The sequence below is a fragment of the Caballeronia concitans genome, from assembly GCF_001544615.1.
Classification (GTDB): Bacteria; Pseudomonadota; Gammaproteobacteria; order Burkholderiales; family Burkholderiaceae; genus Caballeronia; species Caballeronia concitans.
In genome coordinates this window covers 162,258-178,486 of the sequence record NZ_FCNV02000007.1, presented here as the reverse complement: position 1 = coordinate 178,486, position 16,229 = coordinate 162,258, and the positions used below count along the sequence as shown (strand labels likewise).

At 61.5% G+C, this 16,229-nt stretch carries 9 protein-coding genes; 5 read left to right on the top strand and 4 right to left on the bottom strand.

What is annotated here, in order from left to right:
• Window positions 1-9: 9 nt before the first annotated feature.
• Window positions 10-1,209, bottom strand: coding sequence for a glycosyltransferase family 4 protein (locus AWB72_RS17665; RefSeq protein WP_084592747.1), 1,200 nt, complete (start codon window positions 1,207-1,209; stop codon window positions 10-12).
• A 796-nt stretch (window positions 1,210-2,005) separates the two neighbouring features.
• On the opposite strand from AWB72_RS17665, the gene AWB72_RS17655 reads away from it, so the two are divergent.
• The 4 genes from AWB72_RS17655 (at window position 2,006) to AWB72_RS17640 (ending at window position 8,863) form a co-directional block, all read left to right on the top strand.
• Window positions 2,006-3,082: a glycosyltransferase family 4 protein gene (locus AWB72_RS17655; RefSeq protein WP_052449738.1), complete on the top strand. Its 1,077-nt coding sequence runs from the start codon at window positions 2,006-2,008 to the stop codon at window positions 3,080-3,082.
• Between the two features lie 366 nt (window positions 3,083-3,448).
• Entirely contained in the window at window positions 3,449-5,770 is a 2,322-nt protein-coding gene (locus AWB72_RS17650; RefSeq protein ID WP_040049162.1) for a polysaccharide biosynthesis tyrosine autokinase, read from the top strand.
• 124 nt (window positions 5,771-5,894) lie between these two features.
• Window positions 5,895-7,133: a hypothetical protein gene (locus AWB72_RS17645; RefSeq protein ID WP_087128404.1), complete on the top strand. Its 1,239-nt coding sequence runs from the start codon at window positions 5,895-5,897 to the stop codon at window positions 7,131-7,133.
• A 41-nt stretch (window positions 7,134-7,174) separates the two neighbouring features.
• Window positions 7,175-8,863 carry a glycoside hydrolase 5 family protein gene (locus AWB72_RS17640; RefSeq protein WP_143754638.1) on the top strand — a complete coding sequence of 563 codons (1,689 nt, stop codon included), beginning with the start codon at window positions 7,175-7,177 and terminating at the stop codon, window positions 8,861-8,863.
• 89 nt (window positions 8,864-8,952) lie between these two features.
• On the opposite strand, the gene AWB72_RS17635 is transcribed toward AWB72_RS17640, so the two are convergent.
• From AWB72_RS17635 to AWB72_RS17625, 3 genes are all read right to left on the bottom strand, one after another.
• Window positions 8,953-10,257: a glycosyl hydrolase gene (locus AWB72_RS17635; protein ID WP_087128401.1), complete on the bottom strand. Its 1,305-nt coding sequence runs from the start codon at window positions 10,255-10,257 to the stop codon at window positions 8,953-8,955.
• A 715-nt stretch (window positions 10,258-10,972) separates the two neighbouring features.
• The gene (locus AWB72_RS17630; RefSeq protein ID WP_040049161.1) at window positions 10,973-11,341 is read right to left on the bottom strand and encodes a response regulator; all 369 of its coding nucleotides are present in this window, start codon (window positions 11,339-11,341) and stop codon (window positions 10,973-10,975) included.
• Window positions 11,342-11,366: 25 nt separating this feature from the next.
• Complete coding sequence (locus AWB72_RS17625) at window positions 11,367-14,183, bottom strand: PAS domain S-box protein (RefSeq protein WP_084592746.1); 2,817 nt, start codon at window positions 14,181-14,183, stop codon at window positions 11,367-11,369.
• A 483-nt stretch (window positions 14,184-14,666) separates the two neighbouring features.
• Between AWB72_RS17625 and AWB72_RS17620 the strand changes: the two genes are divergently transcribed.
• Complete coding sequence (locus AWB72_RS17620; protein ID WP_040049160.1) at window positions 14,667-16,208, top strand: ABC transporter ATP-binding protein; 1,542 nt, start codon at window positions 14,667-14,669, stop codon at window positions 16,206-16,208.
• Window positions 16,209-16,229 lie beyond the last annotated feature (21 nt).

Genomic DNA, 16,229 nt, shown 5'->3' with positions numbered 1-16,229 from the left:
GACTCTCGATCACTCGAGAGGCTCGACCGATTCGACCGCACCCTTCGGCACCGCAACGTCGCCGTGCACGGGACGCCGATCGGCCGCTGCATCCGATTGAAAGCGCGCCAGCCGCATGTCGATGAACGAGCTGAGCGAGGCCTTGAAGATTTCGCTGGAGAAGCGCTCCGCGTTTTCGCGGCAGACGCGCGGGTCGAATGCATGTCTATTGCGCTCGAAACGCGACACGGCTTCATTGAGCGATGCAGGCGTCTGGTCCTTGAAGAACACACCGGTCGGCCGCTCGCGCGGAATGCCGATGACCGTTTCCAGCGCACCGCCTCTGCCAAACGTGATGACGGGCGTGCCGCATGCCTGCGCTTCGATGATCGAGATTCCGAAATCTTCTTCCGCCGCATAGACGAAAGCGCGCGCGCGCTGAAGATGATCGCGCAGGACTTCGAACGACTGATAGCCCATGATCGTGATGTTCGGACCTGCGGCCGCGCGGACCTTGTGCATGTCCGGCCCGTCGCCGATGACGACGAGACGCCGCTCCGGCGTCATCGAGAACGCCTTCACGATCATGTCGATGCGCTTGTACGGAACCATGCGCGACGCGGTCACATAGAAATCTTCTTTCTGCGTGCGCATGCCGAACGCGCTGACATCGACCGGCGGGTAGATCACGGTCGCATCGCGGCGGTACGCCTTTTTGACGCGCCGGCTGATGAAATGCGAATTGGCGATGATATGGTCCACGCCGTTCGTCGAACGGGCGTCCCAGCCGCGAATGTAGTGCAGCAACCCGCGCGCAAGAAGGGACTTGATGCCCTTCGAAAGACCCGCCTCATTCAGATACTGATGTTGCAGGTCCCACGCATAGCGGATCGGCGAATGCATGTAGCTGATATGCAGTTGATCCGGGCCGGTGATCACGCCTTTGGCGACCGCGTACGAACTCGAAATCACGAGGTCGTAGCCGGAGAGATCGAACTGCTCGATCGCGAGCGGCATGAGGGGCAAGTAGCTCCTGTAGCGCTTCTTCGCGGAGGGCAGCTTCTGAATGAAGGAAGTATGAACCGGACGATTTCTGAGGCAGGTGCGATCTTCCAGAAAGTCGACGAGCGTAAAGATGTCGGCATTCGGATAGCAGTCGATGATCTGCTGCAATACTTTCTCGGCTCCGCCCGACACCACGAGCCAATCGTGGACAATGGCAACTTTCACAGTATCTCCTGATACATGGGCGCTCCCGGGGCTTGGCAGACTGCCAATGACGATTTGAATGTGCTAACGACCGCGCCGCTCACTGAAAGACAGCAGACGAAAAGCGGCTCGGCCTGATTTATTGACGGCTTTTCTTCATGCGGCTCAAGAGTCTCTCGGCCGTCTCGAACAACCACATCGAGACTGTCGCCACGAGAAACAAGCCTAAAACCCGGACGATATCGAGTGCGCGTGCGATGAGCCCGATGATCGAGTGCACGCGCGAAGCGAATGACATTGCTTGTCCCATACGTTCCTGTATGTCGCGCCAACACGGCGCGAGCAGCCGCACTTCCCCGGTACGACGTAATGGTTCGCATGCTGATTCGATGGTAACGACTCGAGGCACCGACTATTAGCATGGTTGATGCCAGGACCGCGCAAGGCAGGCGCAAATGGAATGCGAGCCTGTGTGACTTCGTTGGTCAGCTCAAAGGCGCTGGTCTCGGCGGAGCAACCTTCCTGCGAAGTCGACACTCTAAGCGATGCATCCTGCTTCGGCAATGAACGAAATACTCAGTAACGAATAAAAACGTCCGATCGTCATAACGAAAGCATTTCTTTAGCAATTCCCTGTTAAGCGCGATTAATTGCGTCGGTTACCGCACATATAAATAACGAACACTCATGACAAGCGACTTACTCTCTGATAGAAAGGCTGCTCCGTTCGTCTGCGTGTTGGCGCACGTCTTTCGATGCGAGGGCCGGCGTCCGCGTCGTATGCAGCATGAGCATTTGCAATAAACAAGGACACTCGATGGGCTTTGCAATAAACGGTAAGTTCGCATCACAGCGCATCACTGGCGTGCAACGCGTTGCGTATGAACTCACGCGCGCGATGCAGTCGCGAGCATCGTCGCCAACCGAGCTTCCCGTTCTCGTGCCTCCCGATGCGAACGACCTGGGACTGGCCGCGCGCCGTACGCACATCGCTCGTAATCTGAAGGGCAATCTCTGGGAGCAGATCGCACTGCCGCTGGAATCGCGGCGCGATACGCTCATTAGTCTCTGCAATACCGGGCCGCTTTTCAAGCGTCATCATCTACTGATGATCCATGACATGGCCGTCTACGACGTCCCGCATGGCTTCTCGAAGAAATTCGTCATGTGGTACCGCCTGAGATTCTCGGTGCTGCGCAGGCAAGCGAACCTGATCCTGACCGTATCGCGCTTCTCACGCGACCGCATTTGCCATCATCTCGGCCTCGACGAATCGCGCGTCGAAGTCATCCGGCCCGGCGCCGATCACATGGATCGCGTCACGGCCGAACCCGGCATTCTTCAGAAGCTCGCGCTGAAGAGAGACAAGTACTGCATCCTCGTCGGCAGCCTGGACCCGCGCAAGAACCTTCAGCGCGTGCTCGCCGCGACCAGGCGGCTCAATCACCTCGACGACGACTTCAAGTTCGTCATCGCGGGCGGTGCGAATCCGCGCGTTTTCGCCAATCATGATTCCACGCAACAGCCGGAGTCGGATCGCGTGATATGGGCGGGCTTCGTCACCGATGGCGAACTCAAGGCGCTCTACAGCAGTGCAGCGTGCCTCGTTTTTGCTTCACTCTATGAGGGATACGGCTTGCCGCCGCTGGAAGCGATGTATTGCGGATGCCCGGTGATCGTTTCGGCTGAAGCGTCGCTTCCGGAAGTATGCGGCGAGGCGGCAATGTATTGCGACGCCACGTCGGTCGAGGACATTGCGGCCAAGATCGAATCGATGGCGACCAACGACGAACTGCGCGAGAGACATCGTCGCGCGGGGTTGGCGCATGCATCGCAATTCAGATGGGAAGGCGCTGCAAAGAAACTCATGCAGATTCTACAAACAGCAGGTTGAGATTACACGTTCGCTTCTGTAAGCCATTGAATTTAGTGGCTAGAAGCAAAAGCAGACGTGAGTCAAGCCTAACTATGCGATCGGCGAAAACTTTCACGCCTGCTACGTCCCTTTTTTCGTTATGTGCGTTAGCGCACGTACCGTAAATTGACTAGGCTGGAAGGTAACCGTATTGCGACGGCTACGCGTTTTCCCGAGTTTTTCGCCGCGGGGCGCTACCGTCTGATGTTTGGCCGTCCCAAACATTCTCCTTCTTTAGAAAACGTTGGAATTTTTTACTGGTCGTGCGGTCGCGGGAGCGGTATTCCTTGCGCCGCGCGCCGTAAATCTTTGGACCGACATTCGAATCCATAAGGAAACCCTCTAATGAACACACCAGTTCTTGGGATCGATCCAGTCCCGATGCGCAGCCGAGACGATAGATTCTCTGCAAGTGATTTTTGGAAACTCATCGTCGATAACGTATGGCTCGTCGTGTCGATCATCATCGGCGTGACGGCCCTGGCAACGGCTTACGCATTCCTTGCCACGCCCGTCTATTCGTCGGATGCGCTGGTCAAGGTTGACTTTCCAAATCCCAATGCGCTCGGCGTGAACAGCGGGCAAGTGCAGCAGCAGGCCGTCCCTTCGCAATTGCCGACGGACGCTGAGATTCAGATCATCCAAAGCCGCGCGGTGCTTCTGCCGGTCATCAAGAAGTTTCATCAGGACATCTCGATCACGCCGCACGAGATGCCGCTGCTCGGCCGCATTTCGAGCATGCTGGCCACGCCGGGCCAGCCCACTGCGCCGCTTCTCGGCTTCAGCTCGTTCGCATGGGGCGGTGAAGACGTGAACGTGAGCCAGCTCGAAGTGCCGGCGCGCCTGGAAAACAAGAAGCTCATGCTGCGCGTGCTGCCGCAAGGCGCGTATGAGTTGGTCGACAACGACGGCAACTCGATCCTTCATGGCACCGTCGGCCGCGTCGCGACTTCGGACGGCACGTCGATCATGATCGACAAGCTCGTCGCTCGTCCGGGCACGGAATTCAACGTCATTCGCTTCAGCGAGTATCAGGCGGTCGCACGTTTCGCGAAGAACCTGAAGGTCATGGAATCGATGAAGGATTCCGGCGTCGTGCAGATTCTCTATGAAAACGAGGACCCGAAGCTCGCGCAGGACATCACGACCTCGATCGCGCAGACCTACATCGCGGCGCATGTCGATCAGCACCGCGAGGAAGCGAGCGTCACGCGCAACTTCATTCTCGGCGAACTGCCGCGACTCGAGAGCGAACTGAAGCGCACCGAGACCGAGTTGAGCAACTACCGCATGTCGTCGAATTCGATGCAGCCGGGTACGGAAGCGAATTCGTATCTGCAGGGAAGCATCGACATCGAACGTCAGATCGCGACGCTCGAGATGCAGCGCACGCAGACCGCTGCCCGCTTTGCACCGACGACGCGCGAAGTGCGCACCATCGACGAACAGCTCGCGACGCTCAAGGCCCAGAAGCAGGCGTTCGATCAGCGCTTCGGCCGCCTGCCCGTGTCGGAACGCAAGCTGATGGATTTGACGCGTGATTCGAAGGTCGCCGAAGACATCTATGTGGCAATGCGCCAGAAGGCGAGCGAACTTGCCGTCACGCGTGCTGGCACCATCGGCAACGTGCATCTGATCGACTCGGCCATCTATCCGACCGATCCGTCGAAGCCGAAGCGCCCGCTCGTGATCGGTGGCGGCGCGGCTGCCGGCCTCGTCCTGAGCGTTCTGTTCGTGTTCTTCCGCGACCAGCTTTCGCGCAGCGTGAAGAGCCCGCATTCGGTGGAAAGCCGTCTGAGCCTGCCGGTGTTCGGCGCGGTCAGCTTCAGCCCGATGCAGGCGCGTCTCGATCGTCCGTCGAAGGCATCGCTTCTGCCTGGCAAGACCCGTCCCGGTGCGCTTGCCGGCGACCCGTCCCGCCGCGTGCTGAGCGACGAGCGCGATGCCGATACGGTCTTGCCCGACGACGCGAACCATCACCTGCTCTCCGCCCTCGGCGATCGCGACATGGCCGTCGAAGCGTTGCGCGCGGTGCATGCATCGTTGATGCTCGACATCGGCCCGGCACCGAACAACGTCCTGGCAGTCGTGGGCGCCACGCCCGGGACCGGCAAGACCTTCGTTGCATCGAACCTGGCCGTGCTGCACGCGCAAACCGGCAAGAGCGTGTTGCTGATCGACGGCGACATGCGACGCGGCCGCATTGCCTCCATCTTCGGTCAGCACGGCGGCAACGGCTTCGCTGAAGTGCTCGCAAGCAAGATCCAGATCGATCAGGCCGTCCGCCAAACGGACGTGCCGGGTCTCTCGCTGATGACCTCGGGCCGCTTCCCGGCCAATCCGTCGAAGATGCTGTCGACGCCGCGTCTGCCGCTGATCCTCGATCTTCTGCAACAGCGTTACGACCTCGTCATCATCGATACGCCGGCCGTGCTTGCGGTCAGCGATGCGAACCTGATCGCCGCGAACGCGGGATCGTCGGTGGTCGTGGTCCGCCCGAGCGCGCAGAGCGAAGGCGAACTGCAGGAAGCCATCAAGCGGCTCGACCTGACGGGCGCGCGTATCGCGGGCGTGATCTTCAATGCGGTGCCCAAGCGCCGCAGCGAGAAGCGCACGTATGCGTACGCAAGCGCCTATATGTCCAATGTGGCGACGGAAGAGGAATAAGCGCATCGTCCCCTTCCGATCAGTAAGTCGGACCGCCGCCAATGCCGCCCCGGCATTGGCGCGTTGTCTTGCTGAGCACGTCATAACAATTCGAGTCGATGGACGCTAGCGTCCGGAGAGACCCATGTACGCACGTACCATCTCGATGTTGTTCTTCATGTTCTTCACTTGCGTGATTTTGAATCCGCAAGTGTCGGGCTTCACGATTTACTTCTACCTCTTCATTCCGTTCTTCGATCCCGGTTTCATGCGCTTTCTCGGCGCCACCGCGCGCCGCTGGAGCGGACCGCTCGCGGTCGCGGTCGCAGTGAGTTTGATCGGATCGCCGACGGTAGCGGTGCGCGTGTTGTCGATTGCAATCTGCATCGGCTATCTCATGTACACGAAGCAGCGGCGCATCTTCTATCTGCACACGTGGATGATCATCAACATCGGATTCGCCGCGCTGCAGTTCGTGCTGTACTACGTGAACCGCGATCTCGCGATGGCGCTCGGTCCGCGCCAGCTCGGGCAGATGATCTGGGGCTCGTATGCGACCGCGGCCTACACCAACTTCTTCGAAGTGTTCTACTTCGCGCGCGTGTCGGGCTTGTCGCGTGAAGCGGGCTTCTTTTCGTCGCTGCTGGTGGCATCGCTCGTCGTGTATCTCGTGACCAGTGAGCGCATCGACAAGCGGGTCGTCGCGCTGTATTTCTTCGGCCTCGTCATCAGCTTCTCGAAGTCGTCGATGCTGCTGTTCCTGTTCGCCGCGCTCTACCCTTTCCGCAGGCCGTTGCGCGCCACGCATCCGCTCATCGTGTTTTGCTGTTTTGCAGTGGCGATGATTCTGCTCGGGGTGTACATGGGGAACCACGTGTTCTTTGGCTCAGAGACGTTCGGGCATCGCTTCGGCGGTTATCCGTTCATGGTCGAAGCACGGCTCGAAGACCTCATTTCCGGCATCACCGCGCCTGACATTCTCAAGCACTATCGCTATCTGCCTTACATACGCCTCATCGAAGGCGACATGATGGTGGCCGGCGTGCCGTTCGCGGGACTGCCCGCATCCATCGCGGACATGGGCCTCTTCAGCGCGCTGATGTTGTTCGGCGTCGTGGCCTTCACCGCGTCGGATGGCTTCGTGCTTCTGCTCTTCCTGCTGATCTCGTCGACGGTGAGTATCACCACGGTCACGTCGTTCGTGCCGCTCGGCTACCTGCTGCTGTACTGGCCGCGTTTCCAGACGTATATCGCGGAACAGCGTCTCGCCGCATGGCACCAGGGACCACGACGCGCGCTCGTGCGGCGCTTCACGCCGTCGCGCGCGCCACGTCCGGTACGTCCGCCACGGCCGCATGCCGCGCATCTCATCGAAGGCGAATGAGCGCCGATTCATCCACAGGTACGCAGCCCACAGGAGTTTCAATGCCAGTGCTTCGCATGAAGCAGGGCGTGCCGCGCTACCCGCGTCACGCCCGATTGATCGCACACGCCACGCTCATGCTGGCGGCGCAGTGCGCGGGCCTCGCTCTCGCGAACGATGCCTTCGCCGACAGCGGCCTCACCGTATCGAATGCGCCGGGCTCGCTCATCAGCGACGATGCCGGCAGCAAGCGCATCACGTTCAGGCTGTCGCCGGGCAGCGTGTCGGAAGGCGCGCAGGTCGTCGCCACGCTGTATCGCTATGACGACAATGCCGAACTCGCGCAAACGCCGATCGATACCTATCGTGCGCCGGTTTCGGGCAGCAAGAGCGGTAGTCAGGTGTCCGTATCGATTTCGTTGCCCGGTCCGGGCTTGTATGTGCTCGATGCGAAAGTCGTTTCCCCCGGCGGCGCGGAAAGCGATTCCGTGAAAGTCAGCCTCGCCGCGCTCGCGCCGGGCAACGGCAGCTTCGCGGATGCGGGGGTCGCCACGCACTTCGGTCAGCGCAAGGGCAATCCGGCGACAGTGCTTCCGCTCATCAAGCGCGCGGGCTTCACGTGGATACGCGACGAAATCTACTGGAGCGAAGTCGAGAAGACGCCCGGCAAGTTCCAGCTCGGACGCGGCGTCAGCGACTATGGCGGCTACGTGCGCCAGGCGGCGAAGATGAACATCAAGCCGCTGATCGTGCTCGACTATGGAAACGGACGCGCCTACCCTTCCCTCTTCAAGGGACCGCAAGCCTTCCCGAGAACGGATGAGGAGCGCGATCTGTTCGTGCGATACGCGCAAAAGGTGGTCGGCTTCTTCGGCAGCGATGTGAAGACGTGGGAGGTCTGGAACGAGCCCGCGTTCCCGAAGATCGGCTACGACAACTACATTGCGCTGCTCAAGCCCGTCTATACCGCGATCAAGAAAGTGAGTCCCGGTGCGACCGTCGTGTCTTGTGGCGGCGGCGGCGCGGGCGGCGGTCCCGGTGGCGATTGCATCGTGGAGATCGCGAAGGCCAACGCGCTGCAGTATCAGGACGCCTTCAGCATTCATCCGTACATGTCGCCATACGATCCGGATCACGGTTATACCGCGACCGGCTCGCCGTTGCCGCGCGTGAACGTGCCGAGCGTATGGCCGCATCTGCGGAACATGGCGCAGTCTCATCCGCGGCCGGACATCGGACGGCTCAAGCTGTACATCACGGAGATCGGCTGGCCGTCGAGTCCGCAGGCGGCGGGTCTCTCCGAACAGAAGCAGGCGGCTTACGCGGCGCGCACGTTCCTGCTTTCGCGGCGCTTCAACGCAGTGGAAGCGGTGATGTGGTACGACTTCATCGACGACGGCGTGAAGCCCGCCGACAAGGAAGCGAACTTCGGCCTCGTGCGGCTCGATCTCACGCCGAAGCCTTCGTACGTGGCCGTCGCCACGCTGATGCGCAACATCGGCTCGCGCAAGTGGGACCACGCGCTCGTCGACGACAAGGACACGAAGGTCTATCAGTATGGCGAGGGCGACCGCGTGATCGTCGGCTGGCGCAGCGATGTCGATGCCGACCCCGTGCCGACATCCGTTCCCGTTCCGCCGGGCACGTACACGCAGATCGACTGGCAGGGCGCGAAGTCGACGGTCACGGTCAATGAAGGCTTTCAGTGGAAGCTCGGCGCGCTGCCGAAGTACCTGATCCCGGCGAAGTGATGAAGTCACGCCCGAGCGCGCGCGCATGAAAAAACGCTCTGGCCCGCAAGGAGCCAGAGCGTTCGAGACTGCCCTGTTGCGCGACCCGCTTAAACCGGGTTCGCCTTCACGAAGTTCTTGAAGTTGTTGTACGACGCGCGCTTCGTGACGCCATCGCCCGCGACGAGACCGTAGTTGTCGTCGATGACCGCGTACATCAGGATCGACTCGATGTTGTACTTGTCCTTCAGCGAGTAGTACTCGGCCAGCGCCTTCGGAATGTACGCGGCTTGCTGGTCCGACGTGTCCTTCTGAGCGTTCCAGCCCCACTCGGTCAACCAGATCGGCACCCCGAACGAATCCTTCAGCGCTTGCAGCACGTCGTAGCACTGGCTGTTCTGCCAGCCGCACAGCATGTCGCCCGAGCTTTCGTACCAGTGGTAGCAGGTGAAGTCCCAGCGAATCGAGGCTGCGCCGCCCACACCGTTCGTCGTGCCGTTCGGCGATACGCCGTTCCACAGCATCTGCAATGCGCGGTAGGACAGCGGAATGCCGGTGCCCACGCCGACCTTGATCGTCGGGTCGATTGCACGCACGCCGTCGATCATGCCGCGGATCACGCCACGCAGCGAAGGCCACATCGAGGGGCTCCAGTTCGTCGCGCTGCTGCCGTCGCCGCTGACCTTCAGCGGCACGTCGAGTTCGTTGCCGCATTCGATGTGCGTCACGAGACCCTTGAGCTGCGTCGTGGCGCCCGTTGCGAGGTTGTAACCCAGCGTGTACGCCGACGATTCGCTGAGCGACGTGTTCCAGCCGCTCGACAGCGGGTTGAGCACCGGCAGGATCGACACGCCGCTGCCCTTGAACGCGCCCGTAAGTGCTGCCGCGAGGGTCTTCGCCATGCCGGAATCGGCGACGTCGCAGCGGTAGTTGGTCACGCCGAGATCCTTGAGGATCGCGAGCTGCGCTGCTGCCGACATCGTCTTGTAGATGCCCGAGCCGTACGCGAGGTGACCGTTGATGCCGTAGAAGAGCGGCTTGCTGCTGGTCGCCGCCGCCACCGTCGAAGCGATGCCGCGCGGGTCCGTCGTGCCGATGTTCTGCCACGGGCTGCCGTTCTTGTACCACGTGCCGGACGAGTTCTTCGCGTAGATCGTGCCGTTGTAATACAGGATGGTCGTGAGCGCGACGGACGAGCCGGTCGAGACGCCGCTGCCATTGCGGGTCACGCGGCCACCGACGAGCGTCCAGACGGCGCCCGAGCCGTCGGTAATGGATGCCGCGGGCGGAATGACCGTGCCGCTTGCCGAGGCGGCCTTGGAAACGGCTTGTGCGTTGACGACGCTGTCGGCGCCGGTTCCTTCCCCGCCGCCGCCGCAAGCGGCCAGAGCGGCACTGCCGGCACCTGCCATCATGAACGACAGGAAGCTTCTACGCGAAAGGGGCGACTTGCTTTGCTGGGCGATGTTCAACAAGGAAGTTTCGTCCTGCGATCTGATGGTGTGGTTGGACGGCACGGGAATTTATTCGTATTGGCGTTAAGGAGACCGCAGTATAGGGTCCTAAAACTGCCTTAAACGTTTCTGAATGTAACAGATTTGGAAAAAGGTAAACGCTTGCTTTATTCATATCGTAGGTGGGAAATACTCCTGCAATCGTTTGCTCACGCGGAACAAACGTTCGCATTATTTAAGATGAATACCGCCTGATCGGTCATTGTTGGCCTTTCTTTCTTTGATCAGATTTAATATCTGAGTTATATTTGCCGATTTCGATCGTTTAGCTTTCCGAAACGCGCGATCGATCGTGAGGCTCACAACGGGAATTACCGATTAAATCGGCGCCTGGAGGCTTACTGGCAGAGGGATCGGCAGATTTGACACGGCGAATGGAAGCATTCCCTTTATGTCAGGCGAATGTCCTTAAGTGGCGTTTTTTCCGGTCGAGAAAACAGAGAGAGAACTATTGACAGCGGGTTTTCCCTCGCTACCGGAGTACGTTTGGACGCAGAAAGGCCCGAAACCGGTAAGAGAGACCTGGAATTGCCAAGAGAGAATCACGCGCGAGCGCGCGTGTACGCGAAAGAATTCACTTCCGCTCGTTTGAGGCGCGATGCGCGCGATGAACTCACTACCGGCGCGAAGCCAAAGCACTGATCACGGCCCGTTCGAGATCCACCATTGCGAATGGTTTGGCGAGAATCGTCACGCCCTGATATTCGTTGCTCACGCCGCCGTGACCGTATCCGGTGCTGAACACGAACGGGATTTCGCGCTCGCGGAGAATCGCCGCCGCCGGGTACACGGGATGACCGCCGAGATTCACGTCGAGAATGGCGACGTCGAATGAGCCGCTTTGGGCGCGCGCGCAGGCGTCCTCCAAGGTCGACGCGCAGTCCGCCACGTTGCAGCCAAGCAGTTCGAGCATGTCTTCCATGAGCATGGCGATGCTGCTTTCGTCCTCGACCAGCAGCACGCTGACACCGTGAAGATCGTGCATTAAGGGTTCTCCAGGTCTTGCCGAATCATTTCACACGGCTTGTTATCGCATTGCGCAGCGCCCGCGCGAGTTCGTCGATGGAATAAGGCTTCTGCAGTAGCTGGAAGTCGTGATTCAGGCCTTGCGACACGACGTGGCTATAGCCGCTCGCCAGAATCACGGGCAAGTCCGGACACCGCTTGCGCACTTCCGATCCCAGTTCGACGCCGTTCATCCCTGGCATCACGACATCGGAGAAGACGACGGCGTACTCGTCCGGATGTTCCTCGAGCAATCTCAGCGCCGCCTCGGCGTTCGCCGCCCACGATGTTTCGAAGCCGAGTTCCGAGAGAAGATCGCTGGAGAACTGCCCGACCTGCTCGTTGTCTTCGACGAGCAGCACGCGACCATGACCGCGCGTGTCTTCCGTCGCGGCCTTGGAGAGCGCCGCACTCGCGACCGCGGCGGGCACGCGCGGCAGATAAATGGTGAACGTAGTGCCTTGCCCGAGCACGCTCTTGACATCGACTTCGCCGCCCGATTGCTTCGCGAAGCCGTACGCCTGGCTCAAGCCGAGGCCCGTTCCCTTGCCGATGGCCTTCGTCGTGAAGAACGGCTCGAAAATCTGCGCAAGATTTTCCGGTGCAATGCCCGAGCCGGTATCGGTGATGCTCACGGCCACATATTCGCCGTCCGCCTTGCCATGCCCTCTCACTCTCGGCACCGCGTGCGCCGCTCTCACCGCAATGAGCAGTTCGCCGTCACCCTCCATCGCGTCACGCGCATTGACGGCCATATTCACGAGCGCGGTTTCGAACTGGCTGATATCCGCATCGGCGTAACATATTTCGCACTTCGAATCGATTGTCAGTTTCACACGCGATCCGACCACGGTGCGCAACATCTCGCCAATCGAATCGATGCGTTCGCCCACATTGAACACTTCCGGCTTCAGCGCCTGCCGGCGAGCGAAGGTCAGCAACTGGCTCGTCAGTTTGGCGGCGCGGTCCGCCGTCTCCGCGATGGCGCTGACATAACGCGCGCGTTTTTCTTCGCGCAGGCTCGGCAGCGCGAGCATTTGCGCCGCGCCGCGAATGACGGTCAGCAGGTTATTGAAGTCGTGCGCCACGCCGCCCGTGAGCTGCCCGATCGCTTCGAGCTTCTGGCTCTGACGCAGCGCTTCTTCGGTCTTGAGCCGCGCGCTCACTTCCTGAACGACGCGCTCTTCAAGCGTCTCGTTGAGATGACGCAGCGTCGCTTCTGCCTGCTTGCGGCGCGTCAGATCGTGCATGGCGCCGACCATTCGCACGGCGCGGCCTTCGCCGTCGCGCAGCACGGTGCCACGGTCGAGGACATCGGCGTACGTGCCGTCGCTGCGTTCGAACCGATACTCGGCCAGCCAGCTATCGTTGTCGCTCGCGATCACCGCCTGGACCGACGCCACCACGCTTTCGCGGTCCTGCGCATGAATGTGCTCCTTCCACCACGCGCTCGATTCGGGAATGTCGGCCGGCGCGAAGCCGAAATGCACTTCGACGGCTTCGTTCCAGTGAATCGTGTCCGTGATCAGATCCCAGTCCCATATCGCGTCACTGGTCGCGCGCGCGGCAAAGCGATACCGCTCTTCCGCCTCGCGAAGCTCTTCTTCGGCGCGGCGGCGCTCGGTTTCATCGTGCATGACGAAAAGGAAGCCGATCTCCGCGCCGGCGGGATCGCGCAGCAGATTCGTCGATCCGCTCACGAAGACACGGCTCCCATCCTGACGCTGATGCCACCGCGTATTGGTGGCCTGCCCATCGCGGCGTGCCTTCTCCAGTTCCTGCGCCGGAACGCCGGCCTCGGCGTCTTCGGGCACGTAAAGGATGTCGCATGATCGCCCGACGATCTCGTCCGCGCGATACCCGAAAGTGCGCGCGGCGCCCGGCGACCAGGTCGTCACGCGGCCATCGGAACCGGCGGTGACGATCGCATACTCCGTCGCCGATTCGACGATGAGCCGCAGCCGCTGCTCGCGTTCGCGCAAGCGCTTCTCGGCTTCCTTGCGCTCGGTGATGTCGAGGACGATCTCGATCGCACCATCGGCGAACGCCCGCGGCGCGAAGAGTCCCCACCAGCGCGAGCCGTCCTTGCGAAAATATTGCTTCTCGTAAGGCACCGCCTCGCCGAGCGTCATCACTTGCGATACCGCGCGTTCGGACGCGGGCCAGAACTCCGGCGGCGTCAGTTCGCGCCACGTCCGGCCGAGCGCTTCCTGCTGCGTAAAGCCGGTCATGCGCAGGAAGCCTTCGTTGACATCGGCCAAGCGATACTGGCCGTCCCAGCGAATGACGCCGACGGTCTTGATGGCGAGCGTCGCACGCAGCCGCTCTTCGACCGCGCGCCGCTGCCGGTCCGCGAGCACGCGTTCGGTCGTCTCCACGCACGCGCACAGAAAGCCGCCCACGCCGCCGCTCTCCACGCGCACCGGCGTGTACGAAAACGCGAAGTGCGCTTCTTCGGCGCGTCCATGACGGAGCATCTTCAGCGTGATGTCGTCCATGTGCACGGGGACGCCCGCATAAGCCTGATCGACGAGCGGCGCCAGATCGCGGGCGATCTCGGACCAGACATCGAGGAACGGCCGTCCGAGCGCGTGGTGCTGCTTGTCCGCGAGAATCGACGCGTACGCGCCGTTATGGATGAGCACGCGCTCCGGGCCCCAGACGATGAACATCGGCTGCGCGGAGCCGTCGATGACATCGCATAAGGTGCGCAGCGCGACCGGCCATCGGTCGGGCGTGCCGAGCGGCGTATCGGCCCAGTCGCGGGCGAGAAGGACACTTGCGGAAGGACGGGAGGATGTGTATTCGACGTCGGAAGGCATGTGGCGATAGCGGCATGGCGCGTGGAGAACACGCGAGTGCCCGCATAAAGCGTTCCGCGATCGACGGATGGCGCTTCAACGCGGCACAGCCGCATGCGGGCCCGACCGAATCGTGGCGGCTTTACGTTGCCGCGAAGAAAGGCTAAGCACCTAACGCCAATGCGTCGCGTTCCATCGGATGAAAGAAGCCGGCCTCTTTGTTGTGGTGATGGGTGATGAACGAGGACCGCAGCCTGCCGCTAACGCGCGGCATCGACGCATCTGTACAGGTAACACGAGCTAACGGCCGCTCTTCACATCCCTCACGGCCGATCGGATGCGACCTCGACTGCACATGTTCGACGCTATTTTGACTGTCGAGACTTCGAACGAAGCAACCGCTCGTCGGGCCGTGCAGCAGACTGAGATGCATAACAACTAAAAACGCAGGCAACAGCCTGATTACCTGGCGAAAACCACGAACGATACTAGCGAGGGACTCGCATGTCGGCGGCACTCGATCTTGTTGGAATCCATAAGTCTTTCGATGGCTTCATCGCGTTGAACGATGCGCAGTTTGATGTGAACTGGGGCGAAGTACACGCGTTGCTCGGAGAAAACGGCGCGGGTAAATCCACGCTCATGAATGTTGCCGTGGGTCTTTATGCGCCCGAGGCGGGCACCATCTCAATCGACGGTCACCCCGTGCGGCTGAGCGGACCGCGCGACGCGGCGCGTAGCGGTATCGGCATGGTTCATCAGCATTTCAAGCTGGTGTCCCGCTTTACCGTTGCCGAGAACATCCTGCTCGGCATGCCGATGAACGGTGCACGGCTCGCTTATCGCAAGCGCCTCGCCAAGGTACGCGAGGCCGTTCGCTCGCAGTGCGCAGCGCTCGGATTCGAAATCGATCCGGACCGGCGCGTTTCGCAATTGTCGGTGGCGGAACAGCAGCGCGTCGAGATACTGAAAGTGCTGCTGGCCGGCGCGCGCATTCTCGTGCTCGACGAGCCGACTGCCGTGCTCACCGACCAGGAAGCCGCGAGACTGCTCGAAACCATGCGCCTTCTGGCGTCGAAGGGATCGGCCGTCGTACTCGTCACGCACAAGATGGCCGATGTCCGTCGCTACGCCGACCGCGTCACCGTGATGCGCGCCGGTCGCACCGTCGACACGTTCAAGCCGTCCGACATGTCCGAGGCGGAGATGGTGCGGCTCGCGGTGGGCGAGACCGTCGCAGCGGAGAAGCCTTCGAATACCGCTGTGATGGGTGACCGTGCAGCGCCGCGCCTTCGTCTGCGCGGCGTGCGCAGCGCGGCTTCGCAATCGGGCACGCGGCAGGGCTTGCCTGCGCTCGATGGTGTCGACCTGACCGTCCACGCGGGCGAGATCTACGGGCTCGCCGGCGTGGGCGGCAACGGCCAGAGCGAACTGATGCAGGCGATCATGGGCCTGCTGCCGCTCGACGACGGCTCCATGCTGATCGAAGGCGCGGGAGACCTGCGTCGCGCGAGCGCCGTTGATCGTCGCGAGATGGGTATCGCGTGCATCCCCGCTGACCGGCAGACGTTCGCGTTGGCCCCGCTGCTTTCGGTGGTCGAGAACTTCGCCATCGGTCAGGTGCATGCGGGCCGCTACGGCAATCCCTTGTGGCTCGACTATCGGCGCATGGAAGAAGACGCTGCCGAAGCCGTCAAGCACTTCGACGTGCTTGGCGTGCGTTCGCTTCGCCAGCGCGTCTCGCTACTGTCAGGCGGCAATGCGCAGAAGCTCGTGATCGCGCGCGAGTTCGCCCGACGGCCCGGCGTTGTCCTCGCGCACAGCCCCAGCCGCGGACTCGATGCGCGTGCGAGCGCCCAGGTCCACGCGCGGCTTCGCGCGGCACGCGATGAAGGCGCCGCCGTGCTCGTCATCAGCGAAGACCTCGACGAAGTGCTGGCGCTCGCCGACCGGGCCGGTGTGATGGTGCGCGGGCGCATCGTCGGCAACTTCAGCGCGCCCGTGGACAGACAGGCTATCGGTCAAGCGATGGTCGCTCATTCATAAGGAGTCCTGCAACCGTGGAGC

Excerpts from the sequence above, each read along its gene's own strand:
- AWB72_RS17650 (WP_040049162.1), top strand. The coding sequence starts at position 3,449 with ATGAACACACCAGTTCTTGGGATCGATCCAGTCCCGATGCGCAGCCGA.
- AWB72_RS17620 (WP_040049160.1), top strand. The coding sequence starts at position 14,667 with ATGTCGGCGGCACTCGATCTTGTTGGAATCCATAAGTCTTTCGATGGC.
- AWB72_RS17645 (WP_087128404.1), top strand. The coding sequence starts at position 5,895 with ATGTACGCACGTACCATCTCGATGTTGTTCTTCATGTTCTTCACTTGC.
- AWB72_RS17635 (WP_087128401.1), bottom strand. The coding sequence starts at position 10,257 with ATGATGGCAGGTGCCGGCAGTGCCGCTCTGGCCGCTTGCGGCGGCGGC.
- AWB72_RS17640 (WP_143754638.1), top strand. The coding sequence starts at position 7,175 with ATGCCAGTGCTTCGCATGAAGCAGGGCGTGCCGCGCTACCCGCGTCAC.
- AWB72_RS17630 (WP_040049161.1), bottom strand. The coding sequence starts at position 11,341 with ATGCACGATCTTCACGGTGTCAGCGTGCTGCTGGTCGAGGACGAAAGC.
- AWB72_RS17625 (WP_084592746.1), bottom strand. The coding sequence starts at position 14,183 with ATGCCTTCCGACGTCGAATACACATCCTCCCGTCCTTCCGCAAGTGTC.
- AWB72_RS17655 (WP_052449738.1), top strand. The coding sequence starts at position 2,006 with ATGGGCTTTGCAATAAACGGTAAGTTCGCATCACAGCGCATCACTGGC.